Here is a 20,640-nt window from a genome sequence, read left to right on the forward strand (position 1 = left end):
AGCGTGAAAAGCAGCAAAAAACTCCGTCCTTATTATCCCATATCCCTGTGGAACCAGGCATGCGGGTCTCAACGACAGAATTCGATGTGCACCGGGTTCATTTGGTTTAGCGCCTCACGATACGGCCAGAGTGGAAAGCAACTGATCCGCGCTCGCCCTGCCTGGCAAGTTCGCCCGGGTGTTGCATCTTCCCGGTACCTGTTAAGAACGTTCCGCCGCTGACACGCCAATCCTGATGCCTTCAAAGTGAAAATGGCGGCCTTGATGCGATAGATCATTCTTCGTCGCAAGACTCGCAAGCCTCACGTCGCGCAAATGTTAATATCCTGATGTATCGTGTCACTGGCTCGATGCCGCAAGCTGGCAAGAGACATCGAGAATCCAGTTTCTGCCCGGAAAAGGTCCGAAACAATATAAGAATTAATTTACGTGATATCTTTCGGCGGCATTTCATTCACCGAAACATCCCCGTCAAGTTCCATTTCGATCACATGACTACTTCTATCGCTATAAAACCTACAATCCGCAAGAATTCTAAGTTTTTTTCCATCAACAACTGTAGATAATATCTCTCCCGAGAAATCCTTCTCGAGATCATTTATATCGCCTTCTATTACGCTAAATTCCTTCTGTTTTACTTCTATTGAAAGAGGGTAATCCATATTTTCATCATTTCTATGGGGATCATCAACATGAAAAAGATTAAACCATATGGTTACTTTCCCATCCCCTATATTGACGCCACTGATCTCACGGTCAACGAGCCTATACTGCGAGGTAATTTCACTTGCATTGAAAATTTTTGTCATGATCCGGCTCCTCCGGAGCCCAATGTTGAACCAGGTGGTATATGAGAAGGCCCAGATCCCCGACGAACGGGGTCGCCATTTAGGTCCAGGTACTCATCGTGACGGCTCGTGCTGTCTGGGTTTGGACGGTGATAATGGTCCTGGCCTTCCCATCCGGGTTGTCCGGGTTTCCCTTTGTCAAATACCAGTTCTTCTCCAGTTTTGGGGTTACGGAATGTACGCCGTCCCGCCTCCTTGGCCTTGGGATGGCTTGTTTCCTCCCACCCGTCCTCCAAAAGATCATCTGGATTGTCCGGGAGCGGCTTTTCGCAACCTTCTGTACATTCTTCAGGCTTCTTGTCAGGCTTGGGCTCCGCTTCAGCGCTCTCCGACATTGCGTTGTAAAGCTGATAGCCATCATAAAGTGTCAGTGCACCGATTGCTACCCAGCCCAAAGGACCAAGAGCCGCAAGCGGCCCCCTGGCGGCTGCACGTGCACCTGCCCCCAAGAGCGCGCGACCGAGGACAGCTTCGCCAGCCATTACCGAACCCCTTTTGCTGCAGCTTCCGCCATGGCTTCCGATAACAAATGAATACGCGAGTTAGCCGATCCCGCTCCAGAAGCCAAATAGTCTTTAACGCCGGCCTGGTGGAGAAACCGATCATTACTGTTCAACATTAACCAGCAAAATCGCTTCTGAGCGCGCTCTTCGTTAATGCCCAGTGTCGCCGCGACGTTCATTCGCTTCGTCACTTCTTCGGTGAGTTCCTGATCCGTCATTTGATCAATCTGACCGGCGCTTGTTTGACGTATGAAGCGGGTTATCCGCAGCGCAGAGCTTTTAACTCTGATGGCAACCAGCTCGCGAATCTGCTCAGGATTCATTCTCAGCGCCCCCCTTGTTGGCTCATGCATATTCCCGGGCCTCATGCAGCGCTTGAGTCCACCATAATCGGTTGCATTCATTACGATAGCATCTGCGGGACCCATCAAGCGTGCGAACTGGCCGGCGGTTAAGATCGATAAGATAGGGCCCAGAATATTCGGATCCCAGTGACGAAACATAACCCTTTCGTATTTTACAGGTTGAGGCGACTTTCCAGCACTGCCAGCAGCCCGATCTTCCGGGACAAGGATATAGTTTATGCTTCGAAGGTGCCGCCACAACACTTCATCGCCGGCCGAACACGACCAGAATACGGCACAGGGGGCTTTCGTTGCCAAAGCTTCGACATGTGCCTCCGTTCGCCTGTTCGCCAGTTCCACGAGCCACGGACCGTCCCGGCGCAGCTCCTCATCTCCACCACTTCGAAACAACGATCGGCTCGCTATGTGCTCATCCGCAAACTCGTCTTCCAGATCGTCGAAGTATGATCCGTCAAAAACTGCGAAACGCGGGGTAGGCAGTTCAGCAAGCACTTCATGTAGCACATGCCTTGTGCCATCGTTATCTGCAGGTTCAAACATCGATGTTTCCATGGCCTGGTTATCTTGGGAATGGTATACGGAGCTCGAACAGACAAGCCTTGAGGCTTTCTATTCAAATGTCAGCCAGCTTTCGCCCTGCACGAGTCGACCGCCGTGCTCACAGGCATCACCGGCGCGAGCTACTTCACGGCCATTTATTTTGGCCACTGACGAGCCGCCAGTGATTGCAGCAGTTGTGGGGACACCGCTACAAAGGCACCTGTCCCCGACCGTAGCGATGGGAACGCCATTCACAGTGACGAAATTCTGACTGGTAGTTTGAACCGGTCCACCGATGTGAGGTTTGGGGCCCGGATCGCACATAGGACAAACATGCATCTGGCCGCGAAGTGTGACGGGGCGACTCATTTTTTTCTCCTCAAGCGTCCTGTAGTCCTGACAAGATCCAGCTTGGTCTTTCCGGGACGTTCTGCAGTCGAACTCAGTATGCAGGCAATTTTATCTCGTGTCGAATTTTCTCCTACGCAAGCGCACGGGTCAGCGTTTCATGTTTGACGGCGAGAGATGTCCAGGCTCTGCAAAGCTCCAAGATTCGACTGTTTCTATAAGCCGGGAATTACAACGATTCCCGTCAAGCTGGCTTTGTTGTCACTTAGCCTCCGATCACCCGTACTGGTTGCGGCGGGAACGGGTCGTTGTCCATCAATTCCAGTCGATGTGCCTGAGCCATAATCGCCATATGCGGCAGCGCGTCGTAAATCGTCAGACTGTCCAGGGTCCGGTTCCCGCCAAGCGCCACAATAGGCCTGAAACCGTAAATTTGTCCCACACCGAGCTTCCCAAGTTTTGAGCGTGCCGGCTTGAAAAGCTTTTTGGCGTTTGAATCATACTCATCGAACGTCGAACCATCGAGCAGCATCAAGCTGCTGGTAACGGCGATATTCGGGTTATAGGTCTCCCCATCGATCAACGCCTGGCATGAAACTTTCCCGCCCACGAGATCGATATCAACGTTCTGATAAACCTCATTCCACGCGAAGATCGTTCCAAACGCACCAAAACCAAGAACGTGAGTTTTCTCCGCTTCGATGTCGGGATCACCGTCGAAGACAAATTTCATAATCGAGGCATATTTATCGGGATCGCAAAATTGAAAATATCCGTTCAATATGATCCCGGTCCCATTTTGCTGCCAAAACTCGATCATTGCATCTGGCACTTTGCCTCGGTAGCGCTCCACATCAATGGGACCATCTGCACCCTGCGGCGCACCGAAGTCCTCGACGATTGATGCAAGCCTTACCTGATAATCCTTCATCGGGTCTCCATTCGGTATTGAAAATACGTAATACAGTATTATGACATCGGAACATCGCTGGGACCAGCCTGCCCCTGGCCCGAACCACTTGAACCTTCCGGCTGGCTATTAGGCTTAGTCGATCCCCCCTCGTCGCAGATTTTCAACTCAGCATTGGAACGTTCGCCCTTTTCTTTGGCTTTCTGGGCATGTTCCTTGAGTTGTTCCAGCCGGGTCTTTCCATCTGGGTTACTTCCCGCCTTTGACCATTGTGAACCGATTGACCTGTTAGCTGATCGCGGACCCATCCCGCCATTCTCCGTCGATATCCGCCCGGACCCGCCGGCAGAGAGATCCGGCGTGTGAATGACGTCCATCGTTTTCAGCTCATTCTTTGCCGCATTTTGCGCTGCTTGCGCCGACATACGAGGATCCTCATTGAGAAGTTTACGTGCTTTATTCTTGATCCAGTTATCGCGTGCCCGTGCTCGATCCGCTGCATCCTTGGCACCGCGACCAAGCTTCTCGTAATTCTCCATATTCTGGACCAGTTGGTCAGACGGAATGTCATTAATTGCGTCCTGCTGTTCCTTGAGCTGACGCTTGAACTCTTCTATTTCATCAGGTGTCGATTCCGGCGGTGGATTGAAACAGTCGATTTCCCCGCAATCTTCACAGGGGACGGCCGCTTCTTTATCTTGTGTCTCTTCTTCGGCTTGTGCGTTCGCATCTTCCATATAATCCGCGACCGCAGATGCAGCCGCACGACCCGCCATACCACCTACACGGGAGCCAATTGCCCGCCCAATCCAGGCACCGATAGGGCCGCCGAATATGCCACCGATTGCTCCACCGAGAACACCCCCGGCGACCCGCCCCCCAATCTCACCAGCAGTTCCAGCAGCAGCGCTCATGCCAACGCTCCATTGGCTAGGCCCCCAGTCCGGATCGCATTGGCGGTATGCTGTATCAGCGATTTGACACGATTATCAGGACTGTCTCGACCGTCTTGAATATAACTCCGAACTTCCTTTAACTTTGCTGCTTTGCCATCCGACAACATCATTACGTAAGCCCATCTGGCTCTGCCACGCTCAGTCTTTATGCCGAGCTCATCCGCACTGCTTTCGCTTGCTAATGTGGCGCCCCACAAAAACTTGTCATCGATACCCGAAAAATTTGGTGGGACCTGGCCTTTCAAAAACCTGGCTATGCGTATTCTTGATGAATGGAGCATTGCTTTTTTAAGCTCCTCAATCTGAGATGGCCTTATACGCAAAGGACCATTCAGACCACCCGGAAGCTCCGGGGGTCTTATTGCCCGCTTGAGACCGTCATAATTGGACCCATTCATCAGAATAACTTCAGCTGGGCCGAATAAGCAGGCCAGTTGCTGCTGATCCAGCAACGGCAATACGCTTGCCAACACATTCGGGTCCCAATGACGAAAGATCACCCGCTCGTATTTAATCGGAAGGCCAGATTTTTCGTTATTGTCAGGAATGCGGGTATCTGGAATCAGAATTTGGTTCAGGGTTCGCAGATGCCGCCACAATGCCTCCTCGCCTTTAGGACATGACCAAAACACCGTGCAGGGCCGTTCAAGTGCCAGCGCCTCCATATGTTCCCGCGAATGGTCATCCACCAGTTGTACAAGCCATGGGCCATCCCGACGCAGAGCCTCGTCACCACCGTCTCGAAACAAAGACCTGCTCGCTATGCCCTTGTCTGCAAGTTCGTCTGCCAGATCATCAAAACACCCACCGTCCACGACAGCAAAAAGTGGGCGGTGGATCCTGGAAAGAACTTCGTGCTGTACATCAGCCAGTTGATCATTTCCTGCAAGATCAAGCACAGGTGTTTCCATGGCTCTGCTAGAGCCTCACAAACGGTGTCTGTGATTGGGACATCTTCTTGAGGCAGGAGGCGCCCTTTCCCGGCCCCCCTTTCTTGAAATTAATGCGATTACCCTCAATATCTATTTTCAATGCATAAAGTTTGATGCCTTTTTTGTTTATCTCAATATATCCACCGGGGGCGGATAACCGAATTGTATCATCAACAAAAACCTCCCATGTCTTGGCTTCTCCATGGAATTTATCGTGTGTTACGAGATTGTATAATTCGCCAACCTCGACATCGATTTTCTTTCCAACATCAGTCCGCATTTCCTGACCGACACGAACCATATAGGCTGATCCGACATTCGTTACTTTACTTACACCAATCTGTTCGGCCTGACCGACGCCGATTGAAGTGGATTTGAAGAGGCTGATAATCGTGTTCTCTATACCGGATAACGGGAAGAGACTGGACGCAGCCTCCCCGACACCAGTGCCAGAACCGGCCAGACTTGTGCCGGCATCAGCTCGCGGGTTAGGGCCGGACACAACCCCTTCGCGGGCCGAGAGACCGCCTGCACCCAGAAAGCCGAGAGCCGATGAAGCCAGAGTCGTCGCAAAGGCGGCCACACCCGGTCCGCTCCCACCTGCAATCTGTGCAGCCTGTGAGAAAAGTCCTGCTGTCTGACCAGAAAGGGCCTGAACACCCGCCATTGCCAAAGTTGCCATCGGCCCGGTTCCACCGATCACAGTGTTCACAGATCCGCCGATTTCATGTTTCTGGTTACCGCTCACCTCAACCGTGCGATTACCTCCAACCGATGCCACCTCATGGCGATCAATCCGTTTGGTGCGGTCATTGAGAACACGTTCGGTGCGGTCTTTCTGGGCATGAAAGAACTGGTTCTCCTTGCCTGCTTCGTCTTCAAAGGTAATCTCGTTGAAGCCCTGCCCCTTGTGCGTATTGGACCGAAGTACCATGCGGGTTTTATTGGCGGGCAGATCATAGGCGGGCATATTATCGGGATTGGGCACGACACCGACAACGAGTGGCCGGTCGGGATCGCCATCGATGTACGATACGAGAACTTCCATGCCGATGCGCGGAATAACCTGGGCACCCCATGTTCCGCCACCCCAGACCTGACTGACACGAACCCAGCAGGTATCAGACCCGTCTCTTTTGGCGCGTCTGTCCCAGGGAAAAGCAAGTTTGATGCGTCCGTATTTGTCTGTATGGATCTCTTCACCGGGGGGGCCTGCCACGATCGCGATCTGGTTACCTTCGACCTTGGGGCGGCGTGCATTTCGGTGTGGCGTCAACGGTACGCGTGAGGGAACCGCTTCAAAAGCATTCTGGTATTCAAGCATCCCGTCAGCTGTTTCATAGGTCGTATCCACGATCTGATGACGAATGCGCGTGATAACATGCTCCTCATAGGAGGCGTCCGGATTTACCACATCATATGGCTGGAATCGCCGTCCGGCCTCCAGGAAACGGATATTGGAGGCAGCCTGGATGGTTTCGTGATCAGCTTCGCTGGCCTGCATACGCAGCTTACCGGCAAGCTCTGCTTCTTCCACCGTTGCTGTGCGAGAGGGATACTCAAATATCTCGCGCCTGGCATTATCAGTCAGCGAGACGAGCGAGGGCGTAGCCGCCCGAACATCTGTTCTGGGTGTTTCAAAATTCCAGTCAGCACCAGCGCGCGCGCCAGGAACATAGGTGAAGTGTTGCTGCCAGCTGTTGATATGGTTACGATCTGTGCTACCCAGCGCCAGACGGACCCGGCTTTCACCACCCGCGGACGCCGAAGGTTCAAGCCAGCCTGAAGCGTGATTGGCCACATGAAGCTTGTGCTGGCCCTTATCGTGGGCAAACCACCAGAACAGGCCAACCTCCTCCATACGGCGCACAACGTAGGAAAGATCGCTTTCACCATGCTGGACGCTATAGTGCAGCTTCGGAAGAGACCCCACAACGCCTGACAGGTCGGGACCCGGCAATCCGTGTTCGTTCAACAGTTTTTCAAGTACTTCTGTAGCAGTCTGATCAAGCCAGATGCGATGATCTGTGCGCTGCGACAAAAGCCAGAACTGGGGGCGGAGGGTCAATGCATAGCTGCGCAGTCCACGAGATGCTTTCGGTCCTACCTGGATATCTGTAACGAGACCGTTGATCGGTCGATAAACTCCATCGTTCCCCGAAACCTCGACCTCAAGATCAACCAGTTTTCCGATCAGGTCTGAAGGTTTGATGTCCTGTTTCGAACGAACGGAGACATTGACTTCAAAAAGAGCGTTTACTCCCTCGTCAAGGGTCACTCTTTCAGGTAGCAGGATGTCCTCTCCAACAGGAGAAGACATTCGCAAGACGCGCGTCGCCTGAACAAATTCGTCTATGTCTCGTTGTTCATTCATTGCGGTCAGACCACCCTGTTGTTTCAAGCTACGGCAAATTGAGCTTGCCGTTCCTTATGTCTGTTAACGATACTCACCCACCAGATAAGCGTACTGGAAACGGGTTCCCCGGTTTGGAATCGCGTCGACGCTCGGCCCATAAAGTTTTTCTGCCGTTAGAATCTGACCGGCATCCTTGGTAGACGGGACGGTACCCAGAAGATAGATATCGCGGGCCATGAACTGCCGGGTTTCGAAGCTGTCGGAGACTGCGTAATTGACCTGCAGAACGAAAGCGGCGTGACCGTGCTGTTGCATCTTCTGGGTGATGGTGGCTTCATTATTCTGAAGCCACTTTCGTAGCCAGACGCCAAGCGACCGTTCATTCAGCGCTTCCATCCCCATACGAAAGAGCGATGCAGCGCCACCGACGGCATTGGCGCGCGTCGCCATCTGGCGGGGGCCATTTTCGTATGAGAGGTAATCGAAGGAAGGACCGCGGCCCATGCGCTTTATCGGCGGCAGCTCGTTTTGCTGAACCGGCCTTACTTGCAACCTGTCCGATGATGTAGAGAAGTTTGGCATGGCGGTCCTATCTGTCCTTCAGTTTGTAATAATTGCGACCAATGTGGATGTTCTTGCCTGTCAGGAAACCGTTCCTGCTCGCAAAGGCCAGAACCAGATCGATTCGGAGCGGTAATAACAACCAGATGCACATTGGGCAGCGTCGATTGCGCCGAGTACCAGATCAATGTGACCGCCGCCGCTAAAGCCCGGAATCTTGTTGAAAGCGACCACACCTTTCCGCGAGCCGATACCGCGTTGCGCGGTTTCAGGCGTAAATGGCTCATAAGCGCCCAGATAGTGTGGCGTAGCCAGCAAGTCAGCCAGCTTGCGCATGTTGACCTGAACCCCCTTGCCGCTATGGGGCCCCTTCAGAATATTGTGCGACCTGAGCGAGATCTTGTGCCCCGCCCCGAGAAAAGCCAGGCTGACACGCAGCGCACAGGTATTCTCATAGTTCGGGTTACCAAGATACATCTCCCAACCTATCTGGGTGAACAGGTCGCGTTGTCCGACATAACTGGAGCGGGACATATCACTGCTGGAGTAGTTTCTGTAGAGCTCATCGAACGTGACGTTCATATCCGATCCTCTCAATCAGTCCTTTGACGGGTTACCGGGGCAAGGAAACTCTTTCGATAAAGCCTGGCTGACCAGCAAAGCAGCGTTCTCATCCAGTCTCTCAGGTGCCAGATCCTTGAGGTATGTAAATACGCGGTCATTGATTTCATGCGGAAGAATGGCTCCGGCTCCACACCATTCGCGGTTCTGCAGCACATCGGCCACTCCGGACACATATGCACTCGCGCGCGCCGTTGACAGCAATCGTTTGAGTTCCTTGTCAGAGGTCTCTGGCGCGAAGTCCCCTTTCAGTGCAGCAATCAAATCCGCCCCACTGAGGATCCAGGTCCTTTCCTGTGCAAGAACCAGCTCAGGTGAACCGAGTAAGAACACGCACAATGCCAGACCCGATAACATGGGACGCATGATATCCTCCGCCAAAGATCGAGGATCCGGAGCTGGCATAACCAGCTCCGGAAAAGAGATTGGTCAAGCCGACTTCGTCGTTGCCAGATCGTAGGATGCAATCATTGGCGACTGCGGCGACTGGTTTTCGTCGTAAGGGGTGTACTTGACTTCCATCTTGGTGAAATTGAGCTTGATTGTCTCTATCGGGCGATCACCGCTGGTGTCGACCGAATAGTTGGAAATCAGCGTGTTGGTCAGCGAGTATTCAATATAGGTCTCACCGGGGCTGCCTGTGGTGACCAGGTGAACAACGGCACGCTTGCCGGTACGGCCAGTGCAGGCTTCCTGGAAAAGCTTCGTCGACGAGGAGTCGCTCACCTTGGTGAGGATAACTTCAGAGATCGTGGGCTCGGAGGCTTCACGATTGGCGGCCGAACCGGCCGAGGTGTTCATGTTGCGCGAAACGTTCCAGTGAAGCGCTTCGATATCCATCCATTTGCGATGCTGTTCGTGTGTGGCGTCGCCCTGGATGCCATCGATCTGCAGGTAAATCGGCATATGGTATCTCCTGTTTTCCTAAAACGTGCTGATTTCATTCCTCAAGGCGTTACCGCCTTTCCGGCATTTCCTGCGGAGGGTGCCAATTCGTCACCGTCCGGCTCCTGCTTATCCGCCGTTGCCACAGCGGATTCCTTGTCGACAGCCAATTCCCCTACCTGGAAAAGCTGACCATCAAAACCTATGCTGACACCTTTCACGACACGCTCGTCGATAAGTGCATCGAGGAAGAAAGCCGACAATACCGGCATGAGATCTCTTGCGATCATTGCTTCGATCGCCCGCGCTCCCATCTCGCTGGATTTTGCCCGCGCAATCAGCGCTTCAACGGCTGTTTTCGATAACTCCAGCAGCGCACCATAGCTTGCCCCCACACGGTCCTGGATGCGCTCGATCTGAATCTGAACGATGCCGGCAAGTGCTTCTGTGCTCAAAGGCATGAACGGCAGAATTGTCGTGCGCCCAAGAAACGCCGGCTTGAACTGCTTTTGCAGTTCCGGCAGAAGCATGGTCTCGAGTGCCTCGCCTTCCGGCATGGTGTCAGGATCCGCGGCAAGAACAGACAGCAGCTCAGAGCCGGTGTTTGCCGTCATGATTATCGTCGTATTCTTGAAATCGATGTCGCGTCCCTCGCCATCGCGAAGAGCACCTTTATCAAATACCTGATAGAAAATCTCCTGGACCCCAGGATGGGCCTTGTCGATTTCGTCCAGCAGCAGGACGCCATAAGGGCGCCTGCGAACCGCCTCGGTCAGAATGCCTCCCTCTCCGTAACCGACATAGCCAGGAGGAGAACCAAGTAGCAGGGATACCTTATGCTCTTCCTTGAACTCCGACATATTTATGGTCGTCAGATACTGACTGCTGCCGTAAAGTATATCAGCGAGTGCCAGGGCGGTTTCCGTCTTGCCAGTGCCTGACATTCCCGCGAACAGAAATACAGCCGGCGGTCGACGCGGATCTGACAGGCCCGCCCGTGAAATCCGCATTGCGGCGGCAACCCGGCTGATAACAGCGTCCTGGCCTATCACCCGTCTGCCGAGCCGCTCTTCAAGAGTATTAACTGCCTGTATCTGGTCCGAGAGGAGTTTGCCGACCGGAATACCGGTCCAGCGGGCTACAACCGCTGCTATGACCTCACGATCGACAACGCGGGGAACCAGGGGCTCTTCCTCCACGATTGCGTCCAGCTGCGACTGAATAGCGTCGAGTTCGGCCGTCGCCACCTGTCTGGTTGACCGGGTCCGATCGGGGAATGCGGTAACATTATCCAGGCCCGCAGCGCTGAGCGCGTATGCGTCATCGCCGTCGCCTTCATTGATTGCCAGGTTATCCTCAAGCTCGTCCGCCTTGCGAATGAGCGTCAGCTCAGCGGCGTGGCGCTCTTCCAGCGCCTCCATCTCCGCCTGAAGCTCATCCCTGCGCGGTCGCAACTGGTTCAGACGCAATTCGTTGACGTCACAGTCGGGTTCCTGGCGCAGCCAATGAATTTCCGTGTCAATCAAACGCAGCTCATTGCCGAGCGCACCCAATGCCTCGGGAATAGTCTGCCGCGCAAGAGCCACCGACGCGGCTGCCGTATCGATCAGGCTGATTGCCTTGTCAGGCAATTGTCGTGACGGGATGTAACGGGCCGAAAGCCTCACTGCAGCGTCCAGTGCGCTTTCGCGTATACGAACACCATGGTGCTTGCGAAACACATCCGCAATGCCACGCAGCATGCGTATGGCGGTTTCTTCGTCTGGCTCGTCCACCTTAACCGGCTGAAAACGGCGCGCCAGAGCGGCGTCCTTTTCGAAATAGCGCTTATATTCACTCCACGTCGTGGCCGCTATTGTTCGCAACTCGCCACGAGCCAGTGCCGGCTTGAGAATATTGGCTGCATCGCCTTGCCCGGCTTGTCCGCCTGCACCAATCAGACCATGTGCTTCATCAATGAACAGAATGATCGGCTCGGGCGAGGCACGAACAGCATCAACGACACCGTGGAGACGTCGCTCGAACTCACCCTTTACTCCTGCACCTGCCTGTAGCAGGCTGAGGTCGAGCATCAGGAGCCTCACAGCCCGAAGCATTTCGGGGACATTTTCATCTGCGATTGCCAGAGCAAAGGCTTCGGCAACGGCGGTCTTTCCAACACCAGCCTCGCCGACCAGGATCGGATTGTTCTGACGTCGGCGCATGAGCACGTCAATCAGCTGACGCAACTCGCGCTCACGCCCAATGACGGGATCGATTTTCCCCGCGCGGGCATCTTCCGTGAGGTCATGCGTATAAAGTTTGAGGAATTCATCATCCCGCGGGGCGTTGCGAGACGGATTTCCTGATGGTTCGTCGTCTGCCTTTTCCTGCGCCTGAGCAAGTTCTTCCAACCGGCCGGTGTCGAGATTGCGAAAATCAGGAGCGATACCGCGAACCAGCATGCGCAGTGCCGGGTCGGAGTTCACTGCAATGAGAAGATCCCAGAAACTGATCGTTTTCCTGCCAAACTGCATCGATGCCACGAGCCATGCTTCACGAGCGAGCGCCAGCACACTGGACGATAATGTAAGTGAGGCACCGTCTTGCCGTGGCAGATCGGCAATGACTTCATCCAGAGCGACGCGAATTCGTCCGGCATCAAGGCCGACAAGGGCAAACCGGTCCGTTATGACCCCGTCATCCAAAAGGGCGCGCAACCAGTGCGCGACCTCTACGGTGGGGTGCGCATGACGGGCCGCCAGCGATGCAGCAGCCTCCAGACCGCCATGCAGCTGAGGCTCCAGAGTCTGCACAAGACGGTGGACATCGATCTGCGTCATCGGTGTTTCTGTCCCCCGTCAATTAACATTAGAAACGTTCCAATAATCATGCATATACAATTTTACGTCGGTAGAATTCTCTTGCCACAACTATCCGCTTTGTGTGAAATGGGAAGCAACAAACCAATCACAATTTATTACATTCAACAACAAATCGGTTCATGATGCTGACACAAATCTGAAATGATTGACAAGGCTTGATTATCCTTACAAATTAAGTATTTGAGCAACCACATCGCTCCAGTTACGGGTTGAAACATTTTGGATATCCGCGCGCTTATAGCACCAGTTTCGCAGACAGAACCTTGTGGAATTGATGTTCGTCCTGATCCGCAAATGCAGGCTGTTTATTATGAACTTAAGGATGCTCGCAACTCTGCCCGAACAACTGAACGATCGGCAGTGGGAGATGACCCCATTGGCATTGTTCCGTTATGGAACAGTGTAAATACTTCTGCTATACAGCTGACGGAACTACATACCAAAGATCTGGAAGTTCTGTGCTGGCTGGCAGAAGCTCAGATTCGCCTCAGGGGATTTGAAGGACTTGCCGATTCTCTGGAGCTCATTACTTCACTCGTCACGACCCATTGGCCGGACCTTCATTCTGTTGCCCGCGAACCGCTCGAGGATAAGGTTGCGCCCCTGACTGGACTGAACGGCTTGGGAGGGGAAGGTGTCCTGATCCAGTCATTGCGTCTGGCACCACTGATCCCGGGCGAGACTTACGGCAGGTTCGGACTCTGGGATTATCAAAAAGCTCAGCGTCCAGGCGAAACTTCGTTACGCGATAGCCTGTATCAGGCGGCATCGGAAGCTGGTGGAGCAGAAATGCGAACCCAACTGGCTCATATTGACCGCTGCGTCTCGCATTTTTCCGCCCTGACCGAGATGCTGGATGAAACCTGCGGCAAGGACGCTCCGCCATCGTCCAACATTCGGCATGTCCTGCAGGAAGCGTCCCAGGCAATCCGCGAAATGGCGGGGATCGAAAATCAGGCCGAAGAATCCGGCAGCGCCAAGGATGTGGCAGAAGCGGGCGAACCTGCAAAAACCGATGTCAGCATCGCGCCGCCAAGACAAGGATCAATTCAGTCGAGGGAAGAGGCATTCGAAATTCTGCTTGGCGTCGCACGTTTCTTTCGGCGTACAGAACCGCATTCTCCGACCGCTCAGGCGCTTGAAACACTTGTCAGACGCGGACGCATGGATTTTCAGGAACTTTTGAATGAATTGCTTCCTGACGCGTCAACTCGCGCTTCGGTATTGACCGCAGCCGGCATTCAGCCGAAGGTTGACAAGAACGGTGGATAGAGATTTTTCAGATAGACACGACTGGCCGCGGCACAATAAGTCGCCTTCAGGCTGGAGCATTGAGGAGAGTTAGATGGCAAGCGTACATGAAAAACTGGACCGGGTTCGCAAGCCGCGCGTTCATATCAAGTATGAAGTTGAGACCGAGGGCGCGATGGTCGTCAAGGAGCTCCCGTTCGTGGTTGGAGTGCTCGGTGACTTTTCGGGCAATCCGACAGAACCACTGAAACCTTTTGGCGAACGCAAGTTTGTGCAGATTGATCGCGACAATTTTGATGAAGTCATGCGCAAGATGACACCGGGTCTGGAGTTTCGCGTCAAGAACACGATCGAGGATAACGGTTCCGATCTGGCGGTATCTCTCAAGTTCGAAAGCATGCAGGACTTCGAGCCGGGTGCAGTAGTTGAGCAGGTTCCCGCGCTCAAGGCGCTTCTGGATGCCCGTAACGAATTGCGTGATCTGCTAAGCAAGGCGGACCGCTCGGAGGACCTGGAGCGTCTGCTCGAGGATGTGCTGCAGAACAAGGCCGACCTTTCCAAACTGGCGCAGGAACTGGCACAGTTGAAGGAAGGCAAGGCCTGACCGTCGCGGGTTTCGATCCAAACTTCCAGCGCGCCGACGGAAGAGTTCAGGCGCAATTTCAGGGATCCCACATATGAGCACCAAAACGCGAAGCCAGAGTGCAGCCACTCTCGAGGCGGCTCCTGCGGAAAGTCTACTGGCAAAAGTTGTTGATGCAACCAAACAGACCGAGCCTGATCGCGCCAAGCATCTGCTACGCACATTAACAGATCAGGCCCTGAAGGGCACGGTTCGCTATGACCGTAATCTGACTGTGACGCTCAACAGTGCCATTGCCGAGCTTGACCGCGTTATTTCGCTTCAGCTTGCCGAGATCATGCAATCGGAAGCATTCACCAAACTCGAAGGTGCCTGGCGTGGCCTCAACTACCTCGTGAAGAATTCCGAGACGAGTGCCAATCTCAAGATCCGCGTCCTCAACGCTTCAAAGCGTGAACTGGGCAAGGACATAGCCAAAGCGGTGGAATTCGACCAGTCCCGCATGTTCAAGGCCATCTATGAGGACGAGTTCGGCACCCCCGGTGGCGAGCCAATGGGCGCCCTCATCGGTGATTATGAGTTCGATAACTCCTTCGAAGACCTTCAGCTCCTGCAGGGTGTCTCCTCGATTGCTGCGGCCGCTTTCGCACCGTTCATCTCGGCTGCAGGCCCGCGCATGTTCGGTTTTGAGGACTATAGGGAACTTTCCCGACCACGTGATCTGGAGAAGATTTTCGAAACGAAGGAATATACAAAATGGCGTTCATTGCGTGAAAGCGATGACTCGCGTTTTGTCGCGCTCACCATGCCGCGTGTTCTGGCACGCCTGCCCTACGGACCGAAAACAATCACGATTGATGAGTTTTCGTTCGACGAAACCGGCGGTGCGAAGAATGGTGAACTGTCCCACAACAATTATTGCTGGATGAACGCAGCTTATGTGATGGGTGCCCGCCTCACGGACGCTTTCGCCAAGAGTGGCTGGTGCACAGCAATTCGTGGCGCCGAAAACGGCGGAAAGGTGGAAAACCTTCCGATGCACGTATTCACGAGTGACGACGGTGACCTTGATCTGAAATGCCCGACCGAAGTCGGCATTACCGACCGGCGCGATGCAGAGTTGGGCAAGCTCGGTTTTCTGCCCCTGTGTCATTACAAGAATACGGACTACGCCGTCTTCTTTGGTGCGCAAACCGCTCACAAGCCAAAGATCTATGATCGTCCTGAAGCAACCGCCAATGCTGCCGTGTCCGCGCGTCTGCCCTATATGATGGCGACATCGCGTTTCGCCCATTATCTCAAGGTGATGGGTCGTGACAAGATTGGCTCCTTTATGGAAGCCGCGGATTGCGAAGCCTGGCTTAACCGCTGGATTTCCAACTACGTCAACGCCAACGATGCTGCAGGCGAGGAATCTCGCGCCAAGTATCCGTTGCGCGAGGCAAAAGTGACTGTGGAAGAAGTCGCGGGCAGACCTGGATCGTATAATGCGGTTGCCTGGATGCGCCCATGGCTGCAGATGGAGGAACTTACCACATCGCTTCGCATGGTTGCCCGCATTCCGAGCAAGAACTGATGGAAACAGGATGCGAGGCATTCACGCCTCGCATCCAATACAGAGCCAAGTACCATGACGGCCTCAAGCGATTTGAGACGCCGGGTTGATCATCTGATTGCGCTGATCGATGAAACGCTTAACCGGCAGGTCAACGAGATACTTCATGATCCCCGCTTCCAGGCCCTGGAGTCCTCGTGGCGGGGGTTGGCTTTGCTCGTCCGCATGGCAGGCCAGGGCAGTGACATCAAAGTCAAGGTGCTCAATGTCAGCTGGAGACTTTTGGCGCGGGAGATGGAGCGCGCGAGCGATTTCGATCAAAGTCATCTTTTCCACCTGGTCTATAGCCGGGAATTTGGCATGCCTGGCGGCGAACCGTTTGGGCTTATTGTAGGCAATTACGAACTTGCTCCTGGCATGAAAGATGGCCATGACGTGATTTCCACGCTTACTCAGGTCAGCATGGCAGCTGCAGCCGCATTCTGTCCATTCATCGCGGGAGCGGGGCCCGGGACTGTCGGGCTTCATGACTTCTCCGAACTCAGCCGTGCCCCTGACATATCAAAGACTGTAAAAGATCCCCTGCGTCTGCGATGGGATAGCTTCCGTATGCGTGATGACACACGCTTTCTTGGTCTTGTTGGACCACGCATCCTCATGCGGATGCCTTATCGCTTCGCAACGCGTGAGCGTGTTGATCCGTTTCCCTTTCAGGAATCGCATCTGCCCGATGGCGGACATCTGCTGTGGGGAAATGGTGCTTTTGCGTTCGCGTTGATTGTCATACGCAATTATCTGGTGTCGGGCTGGTTTGCCGACATCCGGGGTGTTTCTCAAGACGCGGAAGATGGCGGTTATCTCCCCGCCAGATTGCTTGCCCCTTACGATCCCGGGCACGAAAGCGATGGACTTTCAGCACAGCCCCCGGTCGAGATACGCCTGACCACGGCGCAAGAACAACAATTATGCGACCTCGGTATCATACCTGTCGCAACCACCTATATGTCTTCGTCCGTCATATTCAATTCGAACCAGTCGCTTCACGCCCCACCACACTACAGTAATCGCAACGCACAACAGAATGCGCGCCTGGCCGCGATGCTCCAGTACGTATTGTGCGCTTCAAGATTCTCCCATTATCTCAAAGTCATCATGCGTGACGAGATTGGTACCGTAGCCGATGCCGATACTGTCAGAAGAAGGCTGGAGGACTGGCTTTCTGCCTATACACTTGGCAACGATGATGCGGATATTTCATTGCGCACCCGTTATCCGTTGCGTTCCGCCGGTATTCAGGTTCACGAGGTGCCAGGGCGTCCGGGAACTTATAGCTGTACGGTGCAGCTCCAGCCGCATTTCCAGCTGGACGACGTTTCGACAACATTCCAGCTTGTGGCAGATGCCACGCCGGCTACAGCCCTTCCGCTTAACGAAACAGCTTCTGAAAGAAGAACCGCATGATTTTTGCCGATACGATCGCAGCCCTGCTCGAAAACGGTGCGCTGGAAGCTGCTCGCCAGGCAACGCAGGACCAGGTGAAGGCCGCACCTGGCGATAGACTCGCCCGCCATCTCTATATAGACCTGCTCATTTTGTCCGGTTCTTACGAACGCGCGGATGCGCAATGCAACCTCGCCACCACACTGTCGCCAGAAGATGCGGTGGGATTTGGCCTGCTTCGCCATCAATTGCGCGCCATGGCGGCGCGAGAGGCGTGGTTTAGTCACGGAGCGATCCCGCAATTTATCGGCGAGCCATCACAGCGCGAACAAGATAGCCTTAGACTGGCTGTTGCAATACGCGAACAGGCGTTCGACGAGGCGGTCGGGTTTCTCGCCGAGCTGGATGCACTTGATGAACCCCTCCGGTTTGAGGTCTCGGGCAAGTTCGTCGACTTCCTGCGTGATGGTGATGATCGCACGCCTTACATTCTGGAAGTACTGACGACCGGTGGCGGCTATTTATGGGTCGGTTTTGACCGGATAGCCGCTCTTGATCCTGAACCGCTCACACGTCCCAGGGATTATGCGTTCCGACCAGCGCGTCTGACCCTCCATGATGGAGCATCAGCGTCAGTCCTGCTACCTGCAATCTATAACGGCACGCCGGAGGACGAAACGATGCTTCTGGCGCGCCAGACGGTCTGGGAGCAAGATGTTCCAGGACTCACATTCGGACGTGGTCAGCGTTGCCTGCTTGCAGGCGATGAACTGGTACCGTTGCACGAGCTGGCTAACCTTCGCGCTCTTGCTGGTGATGCCGGGATGACACCGCATGGCTGATCCACTGCTCAAATACCTTGGCCAGGATCGTGTTATCGCGACATCGGTATTTGATCGCCTCCTTGACAGCGAACCTGATCGTCCGACTGATGGACCGATCAGCGTCCCAGCCCAAACGCGCCTGCTGCAAGAGAGTATTCGCAGGGATCTGGAAGCGCTCCTCAATACCAGACGTTCACCGGCTTCGCCTCCGGGCTCTTTCGGCGAACTGTCGGATTCCGTCCTCAGTTACGGCGTGGACGGTTTTGTTTCGGCCAATCTGGTTACGGATGAGGCGAAGATTGCCCTTGCACGGTCTCTTGAACATCGTATCGCCAGCACCGAGACGAGGCTGGATAATGTCCGCGTGACCATCCTCAAAAGCCGGACAACCGGCGAACGCACATTGAAAATGCGTATTGAAGCAAATTACAGGCTGCAGGAAGGTGCGCCTCCAATTCATTTCGAAACAACAATAGACCCCTCTTCGCAGCGCTTCTCGATTGAGGCCGCACATGAGTGAAGGCTTTCTGCAGCGCTATAATGAAGAACTAGCCGCATTACGAAAGAAAGCGGCTCGGTTCGCGGAAGCTTTCCCAAAGATCGCAGGGCGTCTCCGGCTGACGGCGGACGTCGCGGATGACCCACAAGTGGAGCGCATGATTCAAAGCTTTGCCTATTCGGCGGCTCGCGTTCGACATAAGATCGATGACGAGTTTCCAGAACTGACGAACGAGCTTCTCGAAACGCTGTATCCGCATTTTCTTGCCCCCCTGCCTTCAATGAGCATTGTCAGCTTCCAACCTTCGGAACAACTTGGCTCGGTTCAGAGGATTCCGCGACTGACTGAAATCGCCTCAGAAGCAGTCGCTGGCGAAACATGCCGCTTTCGCACCACGCAAAACGTTGAGCTTGCTCCAGTGGAGCTGGTTTCGGCCAGATTATCCGGCCAGCCAATCGAGGCCCCTGTCGCTCCGTTTTCAGGAACTGCTTCCTGCCTTCAGCTTTCTCTTCGCCCGTCCAACGGCAGGCTGTCTTTCAAGGAGCTTGGACTCAAGCGTTTGCGGCTGTTCCTTGCTGCTCCCTGGCGCCAGGCTACAGGACTTTATGAGTTGTTGTGCAATCACACGCTCGGTATTGCCGTGGCGCGGCATTCCAGTGATCTGGATGCTCGTTTTCTGCCAGAAAACAGCCTGAGGCCCGTGGGATTCGGACCAGAAGAAGCAATGCTTCCTTATCCCGCTGTCAGCTTTAATGGTTACAGGCTGCTGACAGAATTTTTCGCGCTGCCACAAAAATTCCTGTTTATCGATATCGACAATATCGAGGTACCAGACGGCGATAAACTGGAAATATTTGTCTATCTTGATGAAACCGATCGCAAGCTTGAACGATCAGTCACGGTCAGGGATATCGAGCTGCACGCGTCACCCGTGGTCAATTTGTTCCATCAGCCCTGCGAACCTGTCGTCATCGACGGAACACGGACCGAATATCGACTTCTTCCAGACGCCCGGAGACACCGCAGCCGGGAAGTGTATTCGGTTGAAAGGGTTTTGCTCTCCGACAAGAATGGCGGTGAGCGCTTTTGCCAACCCTTTTTCGGCAGAACACAAAAAAGCGAAACCACTGGCACATTCTGGCAAATCACACGCCACTATGATCCAGACGACAGCACTGGAGATGTCGACATTGCGTTCGTCGATCGTCAGCGTCATCCAACAGACGCGCGGGAAATGGTCGCAAGCGTCGATGCACTCTGCACCAACCGCAGTCTGGCTGAAAGACTCCCGTTTGGCGGCGGACATCCTCACCTCAATGCAATCGGCGGAAATGATGGCATTGCAGCAATCCGGGCACTGATACCGCCGACACCATCGATACGACGAACCGAGCACACAGGTCGCGAATGGCGCCTGATATCACATCTGTTGCTCAACCACGCCTCGCTTTCCGATAAAAGCGGTACGGCGCTAAAGGATATTCTGGCGCTCTATTCGATAAGGGACACACCGGAAACACGGTTTTTTGTTGATGCCATTACCCGCGTGGAAACCAGTCATTCGACAGCCCGTCTGAACGGTGGCGCAGTCGTACCTGGAACTGACATCACAATAGAGTTCGATCCAAACCGCACGGATAATGCAAGCGCGTTTCTTTTCGGATCGGTACTCGACCATTTTCTCGGACTTTACACGTCGATCAACAGTTTCACGCGACTGACCGCCAGGCTGCGTGGACAGTCACGCCCCGTCGCACGCTGGCCAGCCCGTGCTGCTGACCGTCCGCTATTGTGATGGA

General features: G+C 54.2%; 19 protein-coding genes and 1 pseudogene. 7 read left to right on the top strand and 13 right to left on the bottom strand.

What is annotated here, in order from left to right; genetic code table 11:
- Positions 1-425 precede the first annotated feature (425 nt).
- From AAE521_RS13610 to tssH, 13 genes are all read right to left on the bottom strand, one after another.
- A complete protein-coding gene (locus AAE521_RS13610) occupies positions 426-809 on the bottom strand; it encodes a hypothetical protein (RefSeq protein ID WP_071633302.1) in 384 nt (127 codons plus the stop codon).
- Entirely contained in the window at positions 806-1,330 is a 525-nt protein-coding gene (locus tag AAE521_RS13615; RefSeq protein WP_071633303.1) for a hypothetical protein, read from the bottom strand. Before AAE521_RS13615 ends, AAE521_RS13610 begins: the two co-directional genes overlap by 4 nt.
- Positions 1,330-2,256 carry a DUF4123 domain-containing protein gene (locus tag AAE521_RS13620; protein ID WP_071633304.1) on the bottom strand — a complete coding sequence of 309 codons (927 nt, stop codon included), beginning with the start codon at positions 2,254-2,256 and terminating at the stop codon, positions 1,330-1,332. Before AAE521_RS13620 ends, AAE521_RS13615 begins: the two co-directional genes overlap by 1 nt.
- A gap of 69 nt (positions 2,257-2,325) precedes the next feature.
- On the bottom strand, positions 2,326-2,625 hold the full coding sequence (locus AAE521_RS13625) for a PAAR domain-containing protein (RefSeq protein WP_071633305.1): 300 nt from the start codon (positions 2,623-2,625) through the stop codon (positions 2,326-2,328).
- 244 nt (positions 2,626-2,869) lie between these two features.
- Positions 2,870-3,535: a GAD-like domain-containing protein gene (locus tag AAE521_RS13630; protein WP_071633306.1), complete on the bottom strand. Its 666-nt coding sequence runs from the start codon at positions 3,533-3,535 to the stop codon at positions 2,870-2,872.
- A gap of 38 nt (positions 3,536-3,573) precedes the next feature.
- Positions 3,574-4,428, bottom strand: coding sequence for a polymorphic toxin type 15 domain-containing protein (locus AAE521_RS13635; protein ID WP_084094363.1), 855 nt, complete (start codon positions 4,426-4,428; stop codon positions 3,574-3,576).
- Complete coding sequence (locus tag AAE521_RS13640) at positions 4,425-5,369, bottom strand: DUF4123 domain-containing protein (RefSeq protein ID WP_235817702.1); 945 nt, start codon at positions 5,367-5,369, stop codon at positions 4,425-4,427. Before AAE521_RS13640 ends, AAE521_RS13635 begins: the two co-directional genes overlap by 4 nt.
- 19 nt (positions 5,370-5,388) lie before the next feature.
- Positions 5,389-7,776 (bottom strand): type VI secretion system Vgr family protein, encoded by a 2,388-nt coding sequence (locus AAE521_RS13645; protein WP_071633308.1) that lies wholly within the window; start codon positions 7,774-7,776, stop codon positions 5,389-5,391.
- 63 nt (positions 7,777-7,839) lie between these two features.
- On the bottom strand, positions 7,840-8,262 hold the full coding sequence (locus AAE521_RS13650; protein WP_071633309.1) for a hypothetical protein: 423 nt from the start codon (positions 8,260-8,262) through the stop codon (positions 7,840-7,842).
- A gap of 138 nt (positions 8,263-8,400) precedes the next feature.
- Complete coding sequence (locus AAE521_RS13655) at positions 8,401-8,901, bottom strand: T6SS effector amidase Tae4 family protein (protein WP_071633310.1); 501 nt, start codon at positions 8,899-8,901, stop codon at positions 8,401-8,403.
- Positions 8,902-8,916: 15 nt separating this feature from the next.
- Complete coding sequence (locus AAE521_RS13660; protein ID WP_071633311.1) at positions 8,917-9,306, bottom strand: Rap1a/Tai family immunity protein; 390 nt, start codon at positions 9,304-9,306, stop codon at positions 8,917-8,919.
- Between the two features lie 63 nt (positions 9,307-9,369).
- On the bottom strand, positions 9,370-9,846 hold the full coding sequence (locus AAE521_RS13665; protein WP_071633312.1) for an Hcp family type VI secretion system effector: 477 nt from the start codon (positions 9,844-9,846) through the stop codon (positions 9,370-9,372).
- A gap of 41 nt (positions 9,847-9,887) precedes the next feature.
- Positions 9,888-12,647, bottom strand: a complete 2,760-nt coding sequence (gene tssH, locus AAE521_RS13670; RefSeq protein ID WP_071633313.1) for a type VI secretion system ATPase TssH — start codon at positions 12,645-12,647, stop codon at positions 9,888-9,890.
- A gap of 261 nt (positions 12,648-12,908) precedes the next feature.
- On the opposite strand from tssH, the gene tssA reads away from it, so the two are divergent.
- From tssA to tssF, 7 genes and pseudogenes are all read left to right on the top strand, one after another.
- A complete protein-coding gene (tssA, locus tag AAE521_RS13675; protein WP_342061583.1) occupies positions 12,909-13,961 on the top strand; it encodes a type VI secretion system protein TssA in 1,053 nt (350 codons plus the stop codon).
- A 73-nt stretch (positions 13,962-14,034) separates the two neighbouring features.
- Entirely contained in the window at positions 14,035-14,544 is a 510-nt protein-coding gene (gene tssB / locus AAE521_RS13680; protein ID WP_071633315.1) for a type VI secretion system contractile sheath small subunit, read from the top strand.
- Between the two features lie 73 nt (positions 14,545-14,617).
- A complete protein-coding gene (tssC, locus tag AAE521_RS13685; protein WP_342061584.1) occupies positions 14,618-16,099 on the top strand; it encodes a type VI secretion system contractile sheath large subunit in 1,482 nt (493 codons plus the stop codon).
- 36 nt (positions 16,100-16,135) lie between these two features.
- Positions 16,136-17,539 (top strand): annotated as a pseudogene (gene tssC / locus AAE521_RS13690) (type VI secretion system contractile sheath large subunit); the annotation flags it as partial.
- Positions 17,536-18,360 (top strand): type VI secretion system accessory protein TagJ, encoded by an 825-nt coding sequence (locus AAE521_RS13695; protein ID WP_342061585.1) that lies wholly within the window; start codon positions 17,536-17,538, stop codon positions 18,358-18,360. The pseudogene tssC (AAE521_RS13690) and the gene AAE521_RS13695, both read left to right, overlap by 4 nt.
- The gene (gene tssE / locus AAE521_RS13700; RefSeq protein ID WP_342061586.1) at positions 18,353-18,862 is read left to right on the top strand and encodes a type VI secretion system baseplate subunit TssE; all 510 of its coding nucleotides are present in this window, start codon (positions 18,353-18,355) and stop codon (positions 18,860-18,862) included. Before AAE521_RS13695 ends, tssE begins: the two co-directional genes overlap by 8 nt.
- Complete coding sequence (gene tssF, locus AAE521_RS13705) at positions 18,855-20,636, top strand: type VI secretion system baseplate subunit TssF (RefSeq protein WP_342061587.1); 1,782 nt, start codon at positions 18,855-18,857, stop codon at positions 20,634-20,636. Before tssE ends, tssF begins: the two co-directional genes overlap by 8 nt.
- Positions 20,637-20,640: the final 4 nt, after the last annotated feature.

The organism is Brucella cytisi (genome assembly GCF_038433355.1).
Classification (GTDB): domain Bacteria; phylum Pseudomonadota; class Alphaproteobacteria; order Rhizobiales; family Rhizobiaceae; genus Brucella; species Brucella cytisi.